The sequence below is a fragment of the Micromonospora sp. TSRI0369 genome (assembly GCF_001905625.1).
GTDB lineage: Bacteria > Actinomycetota > Actinomycetes > Mycobacteriales > Micromonosporaceae > Micromonospora > Micromonospora echinospora_A.
Map to the genome: position 1 here is coordinate 1 of NZ_LIVU01000015.1, position 13292 is coordinate 13292.

At 74.5% G+C, this 13292-nt stretch carries 1 protein-coding gene; it reads right to left on the reverse strand.

Annotated features, from left to right (window positions below; translation table 11 throughout):
* Positions 1-13279, reverse strand: a 13279-nt coding sequence (locus AMK25_RS29590) for a type I polyketide synthase (protein WP_241826551.1), incomplete at its 3' end; no start/stop codon positions are given.
* Between the last annotated feature and the right edge of the window lie 13 nt (positions 13280-13292).

Sequence of the window (13292 nt, forward strand, 5' to 3'; positions counted from 1 at the left end):
CGAGCAGGGAGGTCATGGTCGCTCCGTGAGTTGTCCGGTGTGGCCGCGATGCCAGCGCAACGCGCGTCGCTCGACGAGCTCGAAGAGTTTGGCGAGCCCGAACCCGAGCAGGCCGATCAGCAGCACCCCGCTCCACATCTGCGGGATGGCCCAAACCCCACACCGCACCACCGTCCAGGTCGGTCAGAGGCTCGGAGTCGTCCACGGAGACGGCACCGCTGGTCAACCACCACAGCCGACCCTCGACCTCAGTGACTGCAAGCGCCTGCGCGACCGCCAGTGCCTCGACGACACCGGCGCCGGCCAGCGACATCAGCGAGATCATCCCGGCGACCCGTCCTGCGGCCGCCGAGGCGGCGGACAGCCGGCGCGCGATCTCGTCCCGGTCCAGCGCGCCCAGCACTACCGGCACCACCTCGGCGCCCCGCTCCGCCAGCCCGGCCAGCAACGGGTGGTCCTCCTGGCCGGGGACCATCAGCACCAGCCAGGAGCCGGTCAGGTTCTCGTTCCCGGTCACGTCCTGGCGCCGCCACACCACGCGGTAGCGCCAGGAGTCCACCGTCGACCGCTGCTGTGCGGCCCGCCGCCACTGCGCGAGCTTCGGCAGGACCGCGCTGAACGGTTCGTCCGCGCCGACACCCAGCTCGCCGCCGACCAGGTCGGGGTCGCCGGACTCCACGGCCGCCCAGAACCGCCCGTCGAGAGCTTCGCCGTGCACGTCCCGGCGGGCCGCGGGCGCCGCCTCGGGCCAGTACCAGGTGTGGTCGAAGGCGTACGTGGGCAGGCCGACCACGCCCGGCCGGGCACCGGTCTGACCGTGGTAGGCAGCCCAGTCCACCGGCACACCCGCCACCCACAACTGCCCCAACGCCGCCGTCAACACGCCGACCTCCGGCTGATCCCGCCGCGACACCGCGACACACCGCACCCCGGCATCCGCGACGATCTCCGCCACCATCGCCGTCAACGTCGCGTCCGGGCCGATCTCCAGGAACGTGTCCACCCCCTGCCCCCGCAGAGCAGCCACCCCGTCGGCGAACCGCACGGGCTGCCGCACATGCCGCACCCAGTACTCCGGGTCAACCAACTCCAGCAGCTCCGCGACCGCGCCGGTCACGTTCGACACGATCGGGATCCTCGGCACCCGCCAGTCGAGCCCCGCCACCACCGACGCGAACTCCTCCAACATCGGATCCATCAACCGCGAATGGAACGCGTGACTGACCGCCAGTTCCTTGACCCGCCAACCCCGCTCACGGCAGGCCCCCACCACCACCGCAACCTCACCCACGGCACCCGACACCACCACCGACGCCGGCCCATTCACCGCCGCCACGTCCGCTCCGGCACCCGCAGCGTCGATGACCTCCCGCACATCAGCCTCAGACGCACCCACCGCCGCCATCACCCCACCCGACGGCAACGCCTGCATCAACCGACCCCGCGCCGCCACCAGGGAACAGGCGTCCGCCAACGACAACATCCCCGCCACGTACGCCGCCGTCACCTCACCGATCGAATGACCCGCCAGGAAATCCGCCCGCACCCCCCACGACGCGAGCAACTCCCACAACGCCACCTCCACCGCGAACAGACCAGCCTGGGCAAAGACCGTCTGATCCACCAGGGCAGCCTCATCCGACCCCGCCCGCGCGAACACCACACCCCGCAACTCACGCGGCAACAAACCATCGAACCGGACGCACACCTCGTCCAACGACGCCGCGAACACCGGAAACGCCTCGTACAGCTCCCGGCCCATACCCGCACGCTGCGAACCCTGACCCGTGAACAACACCGCCCGACGACCCGCCGACACCACACCCGACAACCGACCCTCGGCCACCGCCGACAGACCAGCAACCAACTCGTCCACCGACGAACCCCACACCACCGCCCGATGCTCCAACGCAGCCCGCGACGTCACCAACGACCACGACACATCCACCGGCGACAGACCACGACCACGCACGAACGACGCCAACCGCGCCGCCTGACCCGCCAGACCCCGCTCCGAACGCCCCGACACCACCCACGGCACCGGCAAAGCCACCGAAGCACCCCCGGCAGACGCCGGGGCAGACTCCGGCTCCGCCGCGACCTCGGGGACGGCCTCGGGCTCCGGCTGCTCCAAAATCACGTGCGCGTTCGTGCCCGAGATGCCGAACGACGACACACCCGCACGCCGGGGACGCTCCACGCCCGGCCACTCACGCGAGGCCGTCACCAACTCCACCGCACCCGACGTCCAATCCACATGCGACGACGGCACATCCACATGCAACGACGCCGGCACGGTCCCGTACCGCATCGCCAAGACCATCTTGATGACGCCCGCCACCCCCGCGGCGGCCTGCGTGTGACCGATGTTCGACTTCACCGAGCCGAGCAACAGCGGCACATCCCGGCCCTGCCCGTACGTCGCCAGCAAAGCCTGCGCCTCGATCGGATCACCCAACGACGTACCCGTACCGTGCGCCTCCACCACATCCACATCACCCACGCCCAGCCCCGCACTCGCGAGGGCCTGCCGAATCACCCGCTGCTGCGACGGACCATTCGGCGCCGTCAAACCGTTCGACGCACCGTCCTGATTCACCGCCGAACCCCGCACCACCGCCAGAACCCGACGACCGTCACGTTGCGCATCCGACAACCGCTGCACCACCAGCACCCCGACACCCTCGCCCCACGCGGTGCCGTCCGCAGACTCGGCGAAGGCCTTGCAGCGGCCGTCCGCCGACAGCCCACCCTGGCGGGAGAACTCGATGAAGGCGCCCGGGGTGGACATCACCGTGACGCCGCCGGCCAGCGCGAGGTCGCACTCGCCGGACCGCAGCGCCTGCGCCGCCAGATGCAACGCCACCAGCGACGACGAACACGCCGTGTCCACAGTCACCGCCGGGCCCTCGAAACCGAACGAGTACGCCACCCGACCCGACAACACGCTCGCGGAGGCACCCGTCGCGCCGTACCCGGCGAGCGACTCACCGGCCTCGCGTACGACGGTCTCGTAGTCCTGGCCGTTGGTGCCGGCGAACACCCCGACGCGGCTGCCGCGCAGCGCGAGGGGTTCGATCCGGGCGTCTTCGAACGCCTCCCAGGAGACCTCCAGCAGCAGCCGCTGCTGCGGGTCCATGGCGAGCGCCTCCCGCGGCGAGATGCCGAAGAACTCCGCGTCGAAGCCGCCCGCGTCGGCCAGGAAGGCCCCGCGCGAGACGTAGGAGTCGGTGCCGGTCAGCGATTCCAGGTCCCAGTGCCGGTTGGCCGGGAAGTCCGACATCGCGTCGGCACCGGCCGTCAGCAGGTCCCAGAGCCCCTCCGGGGACTCGGCTCCGGCCGGGAAACGGCAGCCCATGCCGACGATGACGATCGGGTCGTCGCCCACGACGGGGCCGGTGGCGGCGGGGACGGGCAGCGCCTGCCCGCCGAGCAGCTCGGCGTGGATGTGGCCGGCCAGAGCCGCCGAGTTCGGGTAGTCGAAGGCGAGCGTGGTCGGCAGCGCGAGGCCGGTCGCCGCGTCGAGCCGGTTGCGCAGCTCGACAGCTGCCAGCGAGGTGAAGCCGAGATCCTGGAACGCCCGGTCCGGCGCCACCCGCTCGACGGACTCGTGGCCGAGCACGGCGGCGACCTCGGCGCGTACCAGCTCACCGAGGACGCGCAACTGCTCCGTGCCGGGCAGTCCCGACAGGCGCAGGCGCAGGTCGGCCGCCGGCACTGGGGCGTCGGCGGGCACCGCCGCGCCGGCCTCGGCCAGCAGGTCGCGGACCAGCGGGTGGGCGCGCCGCGGACCGGTGGCGGCCACCCGGGCCCAGTCGATGTCGGCCACGACGAGGTACGTCTCGTCGCGGTCCAGCGCCCGGCTGAAGGCGCGCACGGCTGTCTCCGGCGCCATCGCGCCGAAACCGGTACGGCTGAGCCGCTGTTCGAAGTCGCCCGCGCTCACCCCGCCGTCGGCCCACAGGCCCCAGGCGAGCGAGGTGCCCGGCAGCCCCTCGGCGCGGCGGCGCTGCGCCAGGGCGTCGAGGAACGCGTTGCCGGGCGCGTACGTGGCCTGGCCGGCGGCGCCCATGAGGCCGGCGAGGGAGGAGAAGAGGACGAAGGCGGAGAGGTCGCTGCCCCGGGTCAGCTCGTCCAGGTTGCGCGCGGCGTCGACCTTCGCCCGCAGGGCGGTGGCCAGCTGGTCGACACTCACGGAGTCGACGACGTTGTCGTCGAGGGCGGCGGCGGTGTGCACGACCGCGCTCAGCGGAAGCTCGGCGGGGACCGAGTCGAGCAGCGTCGCGAGCGCGGCCCGGTCGGCCACGTCGCAGGACGCGAGGGTGACCCGGGTGCCGAGCCCGGCGAGTTCCTCGGCGAGGGCGGTCGCGCCGGGCGCCTCGCCACCCCGCCGGCTGACCAGGAGGAGGTGTTCGGCTCCTTCGGCGGCCAGCGCGCGGGCGACGTGTCCCCCGAGTGCCCCGGTGCCGCCGGTGATCAGCACCGTGCCGCGCGGCGTCCAGGAACCGCGCGCACCGGTGTCGCCGTACGTCGCACGAACGAGCCGGCGGGCGTGGCCGCCGGTGCCGCGCAGGGCGATCTCGTCCTCCCGGCCGGTGCCGGCGATCAGCGTCCGGAGCATCCGCACGACGCTCTGGTCGGGCTGCTCGGGGAGGTCGACGAGCCCGCCCCACCGGTGCGGGTGCTCGGCGCGCAGCACGCTGCCGAACCCCCACGCCATGGCCTGCACGGGGTCGACGTGCCGGTCGCGGGATCCGACGGAGACCGCGCCGCGGGTGGCGATCCAGAGCCGGGCGGTGATCCCGGCGTCGCCGAGGGCCTGCGCGAGCGCGACCGTGGCGGCGAGGCCCGTCGGCACGGAGGCGGCCCCGGCGTATGGCCGGGTGTCGAGGGCCAGCAGGGAGAGTACGGGCAGCACGTCCCCGTCGCGGCCGGTCGACGCCTCGGCGAGGTCGTGGGCGAGGCGCTTGCGGTCGCACGTGGCGTCGACCTCGACGATCCGCCCGCCGGCGGCGCCGAGGGCGGCGGCCCAGTCCGTCACGGCCGCGTCGGCGTCGGCCGGTACGACGAGCAGGAAGTCGGTCGCCTCGGCGCGGGCGGCGTCGTCCGTGAGCGGCTGCCAGGCCACCCGGTAGCGCCAGGAGTCGAGGGCCGCCTCGGCGTCCCGGCGGCGTCGCCAGGTGGACAGCGCCGGCAGCACGTCCGCGAGGGGGGCGTCGGCGTCGACAGCCAGGCTCTCGGCGAGGGTCGTCAGGTCCTCCGCCTCGATCGCCCGCCAGAAGTCCTCGTCGGCGGTGGTACGCCGGGCTGCGGGGGGACGGTAGGACCGCGTCGCGGCATTGATCCAGTAACGTCGATGGTCGAAGGCGTACGTGGGCAGGTCGACCACGCCCGGCCGGGTGCCGGCCTGGCCGTGGTACGCCGCCCAGTCGACCGGCACACCCGCCACCCACAACCGTCCCAACGCCGCCGTCACCGCAGCGAGCTCCGACTGGTCCCGCCGCGACCCCGCGACACACCGCACCCCGGCATCAGCGACGATCTCCGCCACCATCGCCGTCAACGTCGCATCCGGCCCCACCTCCAGGAACGTGTCCACCCCCAGCGCCCGCAACGCCACCACACCGTCGGCGAAGCGCACCGGCTGCCGCACGTGCCGCACCCAGTACTCCGGGTCGACCAACTCCAGCGGCTCCGCGACCGCGCCGGTCACGTTCGACACGATCGGGATCCTCGGCACCCGCCAGTCGAGCCCCGCCACCACCGACGCGAACTCCTCCAGCATCGGATCCATCAACCGCGAGTGGAACGCGTGACTGACCGCCAGTTCCTTGACCCGCCAACCCCGCTCACGGCAGGCCGCCACCACCGAAGCAACCTCATCGGCGGCACCCGACACCACCACCGACGCCGGACCGTTCACCGCCGCCACGTCCACCGCCGCACCGGTCACGCCGATCAGCTCGGCGACAGCCTCCTCCGACGCACCCACCGCCGCCATCACCCCACCCGAGGGCAACGCCTGCATCAGACGACCCCGCGCCGCCACCAGGGAACAGGCGTCCGACAGCGACAACATCCCCGACACGTACGCCGCCGTCACCTCACCGATCGAATGACCCGCCAGGAAATCAACCCGCACACCCCACGACGACAACAACTCCCACAACGCCACCTCCACCGCGAACAGACCAGCCTGGGCAAAGACGGTCTGATCCACCAGGGCAGCCTCATCCGACCCCGCCTGCGCGAACACCACCTCGCGCAACGCACGCGGCAACAAACCATCGAAACGGGCGCACACCCCGTCGAACGACGCCGCGAACACCGGAAACGTCTCATACAGCTCCCGGCCCATACCCACACGCTGCGAACCCTGACCCGTGAACAACACCGCCCGACGACCCGCCGACACCACACCCGCAGACCGACCCTCAGCCACCGCCGACAGACCCACCACCAGCTCGTCCACGTCCGAGCCCCACACCACCGCCCGATGCTCCAACGCAGCCCGGGTCGTCGCCAACGACCACGACACGTCTACCGGCGCAAGGCCGGACCGTTCCCGCACAAACGACGCCAACCGCGCCGCCTGACCCACCAGACCCCGCTCCGAACGACCCGACACCACCCACGGCACCGGCAACCCGACCGGCGCGGCAGACCCCGCGGCGTGCTCCGGCTCTACCTGTTCGATGATCACGTGCGCGTTCGTGCCGGAGATCCCGAACGACGACACGGCAGCCCTGCGTCCGCGGCCCGCACCCGGCCACTCGCGCGCCTGGGTCACCAGCTCCACCGCACCCGACGACCAGTCCACATGTGACGAGGGCTCGTCCACGTGCAGCGTCGCCGGCACCACCCCATACCGCATCGCCAAGACCATCTTGATGACGCCCGCCACCCCGGCAGCAGCCTGCGTGTGACCGATGTTCGACTTCACCGACCCCAGCAGCAGCGCGTCCCGGTCGTCGCGGTCCTGCCCGTACGTGGCGAGCAGCGCCTGGGCCTCGATGGGGTCGCCCAGCGTCGTGCCTGTGCCGTGCGCCTCCACGACGTCGACGTCGGCGACGCCCAGCCGGGCGTTCGCGAGGGCCTGGCGGATCACCCGCTGCTGCGAGGGGCCGTTCGGCGCCGTCAACCCGTTCGACGCGCCGTCCTGGTTGACGGCCGTGCCCCGCACGACCGCGAGGACCCGGCGCCCGTCACGCCGCGCGTCCGACAGCCGCTGCACCAGCAGCACCCCGACGCCCTCGGACCAGCCCGTGCCGTCCGCCGCGTCGGAGAACGACTTGCAGCGGCCGTCGGGGGCCATGCCCCGCTGGCGGGAGAAGTCGATGAACGTCTCGGGCGTCGCCATCACCGTGACGCCGCCGGCCAGCGCCAGGTCGCATTCCCCCGACCGCAGCGCCTGCACCGCCAGGTGCAACGCCACAAGCGACGACGAACACGCCGTGTCCACAGTCACCGCCGGGCCCTCGAACCCGAACGAGTACGCCACCCGACCCGACAACACGCTGCTGGCCGTGCCGACGCCGAGGTAGCCGTCGAGGGTCTCGGGGACGTCGGCCAGCCCTGCGGCATGGTTGTGGTACATCATGCCGGCGAACACGCCGACGGGGCGGCCACGCAGCGCAAGCGGGTCGATCCGGGCGTCCTCGATGGCCTCCCACGAGGTCTCCAGCAGCAGCCGCTGCTGCGGGTCCATGGCGAGGGCCTCGTGCGGCGAGATCTTGAACAGGTCGGCGTCGAAGTCGGCGGCGTCGGCCAGGAAGCCGCCCTCGCGGGCGTAGCTGCTGCCCCGGCGCGCGCCGGACGGGTCGTACAGGTCGGCGACGTCCCAGCCGCGGTCGGCGGGGAAGCCGGTGATGCCGTCGCCACCGGAGACGAGGAGGTCCCACAGTTGCTCGGGGCTGCGTACGCCGCCGGGGTAGCGGCAGCTCATGCCGACGATCGCGATCGGCTCGTCGAGCGCCGCGACGGCGGCGACCGGAGCCGCCCGGGTGCCGGCGTCCGTTCCGGTCTCGGCGTCCAGGTGGTCGGCGAGGGCGAGCGGGGTCGGGTGGTCGAAGACCAGCGTCGCGGGCAGGCGCAGGCCGGTGACCGCGCCCAGCCGGTTGCGCAGTTCGACGGCGGTGAGCGAGTCGAAACCGAGCTCGGTGAACGGACGCCCGGCCTCGACGGCAGCGGCGTCGGCGTACCCCAGGACCGTCGCGACCTGGTCGAGGACGAGCCGCAGCAGGGCCGCGGCGCGCTCCTCGCGGTCGAGGCCGGCGAGCCGCCCGGTCAGCGCGGCGGTCTCCGCCGGGCCGGACCGCGCGGCGCGGCGCCGGGGCGCCCGAACCAGGCCGCGCAGGACCGACGGCAGGGTGCCCGCCTCGGCCTGGGCGCGCAGCGCCGGCCCGTCCAGCGCCATCGGCACCGTCGCGGGCAGGCCGGTGAGCAGGGCGGCGTCGAGGAGCGCGAGGCCGTCCGCCTCGGGAAGCGGCCGTACGCCGGCCCGGGCCAGCCGGTCGGTGTCGGCGCGGTCGAGGCCGGCGGTCATGCCGCCGCCCGACTCCGCCCACGGGCCCCAGGCCAGCGAGTGCGCCGGCAGGCCCGCGGCCCGTCGCCGGTGGGCGAGCGCGTCCAGGAAGGCGTTGGCCGCCGCGTAGTTGGCCTGGCCGGGGCTGCCCGTCACGCCCGCCGCCGAGGAGTACGTGACGAAGAGCGCGAGGCGGGCGGCGGCGGTCAGCTCGTGCAGGTTCGCGGCGGCGTCCACCTTCGGCCGCAGCACGTCGCCGAGGGTCTCGGGGGTGAGCGAGGTCAGGGTGCGGTCGGCCAGCACGCCGGCGGTGTGCACCACGCCGGTCAGCGGGTGCGCCGGGTCGATCCGGTCCAGCAGCGCGGCGAGGGCGGCCCGGTCGGCGGCGTCGCACGCCTCGACCGTCGCGGTGGCCCCCAGGTCGGCGAGGGCGGCGACCAGGTCGGCTGCGCCGTCCGCGTCGGCGCCGCGCCGGCTGGTCAGCAGCAGGTGCCGGGCCCCGTACCGGGTGACCAGGTGGCGGGCGGTCAGCGCGCCGAGGGCACCGGTGCCGCCGGTGACCAGCACCGTGCCCTCCGGGTCCAGCGCCGGCGCCGGCGCGTCGGGTTCCGGGGCGGCGACGAGCCGGGGCACGCGGAGCGCGCCGTCGCGTACCGCCGCCTGCGGCTCGTCGGCCGACAGCAGGCCGGCGAGGACGGCCGCGCAGTTCTCCTCGTCGACGACGTCGACGACGAGGAAGCGGCCGGGGTGCTCGGCCTGGGCGGAGCGGAGCAGGCCCCACACGGCGGCGCCGGCCAGGTCGGTGACCTCCGCGTCGTCGTCCACGGCGACGGCGCCGCCGGTGAGGACCACCAGCCGGGAGTCGCCGGTGTGCGGCTCGGCGGCGAGCCAGCCCTGGAGCACGGCGAGGACCTCGGCGAGCAGGTCGTGGACGGCGCCGGGGCCGGTCGCGCCGGCCACCGGGTACAGCACGGCGTCGGGTACCCCGGCGTCGCGGAGCGCGTCGAGGTCGGCGTACCGGGCGGCGGGCGGGCCGGACGGCAGCGGGGCGGGACGTTCGCCGAGCACCGCCCAGGTCGTGCCGTCGGCGGCGCCCCCGGCGACGGGGTGCCGGAGCCAGTCGAGGCGGAACAGCGAGCGCCGCCACGCGGACCCGCCGGCGGTGAGCTCCCCCGCCGGCAGCGGCCGCAGCACCAGGGAGCCGACCCGGGCGACCGGCGCCCCGGTGGCGTCGGCGACCAGCATGGACACCGTGTCCGGACCGGTGGGGGTCAGCCGCACCCGCAGCGTGTCGGCGCCGTGGGCGGACAGCGTCACGTCGGACCAGGCGAACGGCATCCGGGCCTCGCCGGGGTCGACGATGCCCAGCCCGACCGCCTGCACGGCGGCATCGAGCAACGCCGGGTGCAGCCCGTACCCACCGGCGTCGCCGGCCGCCGGCTCGGGCAGCGCCACCTCGACGTACACGTCCGCGCCGACGCGCCAGGCGGCACGCAGCCCGGAGAAGGCCGGGCCGTACGCGAACCCGGCCCGTGCCGCCCGCCCGGCCAGCTCCGACACCTCCAGGGAGGTGGCGTCGCTCGGCGGCCACTGCGCCAGCGCGCCCGTGTCCTCATCCGGCTCCTGGGTGAGCAGGCCGGTGGCGTGCCGTACCCAGATGTCGTCGGTGCCGGCGCGGCGGGCGTGGACGGTGAGCTGCCACGCTCCGCCGCCGGTGCGTTCGGCGGCGACCTGCACGTCGACGCCGCCGGTCTCGGGCAGCACCAGCGGCGCCTGGAGGGTCAGCTCGGCGAGCCGTTCGGCGCCGACCTCCGCGCCGGCCCGCATCGCCAGCTCCACGAACCCGGTGCCGGGCAGGAGCACGACGTCGCGCAGGGCGTGCTCGGCCAGCCAGGGCTGGGTCTCCACGGACAACCTGCCGGTGAGCGTCACCTCGTCGCCGTCGGCCGAGCGGAACACCGCGCCGAGCAGCGGGTGGCCGGTCGGGGTCAGCCCGGCGGCGGTCACGTCGGCGGGCTGCGGCAGGGGCAGCAACCAGTAGCGTTCGCGCTGGAACGCGTACGTGGGCAGGTCGACCGGCACGGGCGGGCCGGCGAACAGGGCCGCCCAGTTCACCGGCACGCCCCTGGCCCACACGGTGGCCGCGGCGGCCAGGGCGGTCGTCGCCTCGTCGTGCTCGGCGCGCAGCACGGGGGCGCAGACCGCCTGGTCCGCGCCGACGATCTCCTGGGTGAGCGCGCAGAGCACTCCGCCCGGGCCCACCTCGACGTACGCGCCGACACCCAGCTCACGCAGCGTGGTCACGGCGGCGTCGAAGCGGACCGTGTCGCGGACGTTGCGCAGCCAGTACGCCGGGGAGCAGACCTCGTCGGGGTCGAGCACCGCTCCGGTCACGGTGGAGACCACGGGGATGCGGGGCGCGGCGAAGGTCAGTTGCCCGAGCACGTCGCCGAACGCGTCGAGCATCGGGTCCATGCGGGCGGAGTGGAACGCGTGGCTGACCCGCAGCCGCCTGGTGCTGCGGCCGAGGGCTGCGAAGTGTGCGGCGACCGCCAGCACGGCGTCCTCGTCGCCGGAGACGACGACGGACTCCGGGCCGTTGACGGCGGCCAGCCCGGCGCCGGGCGTCCCGCCGACGGTGGCCAGGTGCGCGCGGACCTCCGCCTCGGTGGCGCGGATCGACACCATGGCGCCACCGGTGGGCAGCGCCTGCATCAGGGTGCCCCGGGCGGCCACCAGGCGGGCGGCGTCGGGCAGCGACAGCGCGCCGGCGATGTGCGCGGCGGCCACCTCGCCGACCGAGTGTCCGGCCACGAAGTCCGGCACGACACCCCAGGACTCGACGAGCCGGTAGGCGGCGACCTCGACGGCGAAGAGCGCCGCCTGGGCGTACCCGGTGCGGTCGAGCACGTCGGCGGGGCCGTCGAGCACGCCGCGCAGCGGCCGGTCGAGGTGCCTGTCCAGCTCCGCGCAGGCGGCGTCGAAGGCGTCGGCGAAGGCCGGGAAGGCGGCGTACAACCGCTGGCCCATGCCGACGCGCTGGGCGCCCTGGCCGGTGCAGAGCACGGCGACGCGGGTGGGACTGGCGACCCCGCGCCGCACGGACGCGGCCGGAACCCCGTCGGCCAGCGCGCCGAGCCCGGCGAGCAGTTCGTCCCGGTCGGCGCCGAGCAGCACCGCCCGGTGTTCCAGGACGGACCGGCCGGTGGCCAGGGCCCGGCCCACGGCGGCCGGCGCGGCGTCGGGGTGCTCGGCGAGCCAGGAGCGCAGCCGGTCGGCCTGGGCGCCGAGCGCTGCGGCGCTGCGCGCGGAGACGACCCACGGCAGCGAGTCGGGGCCGGTGACGGCGTCGGTGGCCGGCTGCGGCGCGGGCGGGGCGGCCTCGACGATGACGTGGGCGTTGGTGCCGCTGACACCGAACGAGGAGACGCCCGCGCGCATGGGCCTCGTCGCGCGCGGCCACGGGCGCGGCTCGCGGAGCAGGCTCACCGCGCCGGCCGACCAGTCGACGTGCGGGGACGGCTCGTCGACGTGCAGCGTGCGCGGCAGGACGCCGTGACGCATCGCCATGACCATCTTGATGACGCCGGCGACGCCGGCCGCGGCCTGGGTGTGCCCGAGGTTCGACTTGATCGACCCGAGCCACAGGGGCTGGTCGTCGGCCCGGTCCCGGCCGTACGTGGCGAGCAGGGCCTGCGCCTCGATGGGGTCGCCGAGGCGGGTGCCGGTGCCGTGGGCCTCGACGGCGTCCACGTCGGCCGGGGCGAGCCGGGCGTTGGCGAGGGCCTGGCGGATCACGCGTTGCTGCGACGGGCCGTGCGGCGCGGTGAGGCCGTTGGAGGCGCCGTCGGAGTTGACCGCGCTGCCGCGCACCACGGCGAGCACCCGGTGGCCGTTGCGTTGCGCGTCGGAGAGCCGCTCCAGCAGCAGCAGCCCGGCGCCCTCGCTCCAGCCGGTGCCGTCGGCGGTGGCCGCGAAGGACTTGCACCGCCCGTCCGGGGACAGGCCACGCTGGCGGCTGAAGCCGACGAACGTGTCGGGGCTGGACATGACGGTGACGCCGCCGGCCAGCGCGAGGGTGCACTCGCCGGAACGCAGGGCCTGGACGGCGAGGTGCAGCGCCACCAGTGAGGACGAGCAGGCGGTGTCGACGGTGACGGCCGGGCCCTCGAAGCCGAACGTGTACGCGATCCGGCCGGAGACGACGCTGCCGTGGTTGCCCGTGCCGACGAACGCCTCGACCTCCTGCGGCACGCCGTTGAGCCGGGAGACGTAGTCGTGGTACATGACGCCGGTGAAGACGCCGGTGCGGCTGCCCTTGAGCGAGTCCGCGGCGATGCCGGCCCGCTCGACCGTCTCCCAGGCGACCTCCAGCAGGAGGCGCTGCTGCGGGTCCATGGCCAGCGCCTCGCGGGGCGAGATGCCGAAGAAGCCGCCGTCGAACTCGCCGGCGTCGTGCAGGAAGCCGCCCTCGCGGGTGTACGACTTGCCGTGCGCGTCCGGGTCGGGGTCGTAGAGGCTCTCCACGTCCCAGCCCCGGTCCGCCGGGAAGGGTGTGACGGCGTCGACGCCGGACTCGACCAGCCGCCACAGCGCCTCCGGAGTCCGCACCCCGCCCGGGTAGCGGCAGCCCATCGCCACGATCGCGATCGGCTCGTGATTCTGCTCGTCGACGGCCCGCAGGCGCTCGCTGGTCTCGTGCAGGTCAGCGGTGACGCGCTTGAGGTACTCGCGGAGCTTGGCTTCGTTCGCCATCGGGTTGATCACC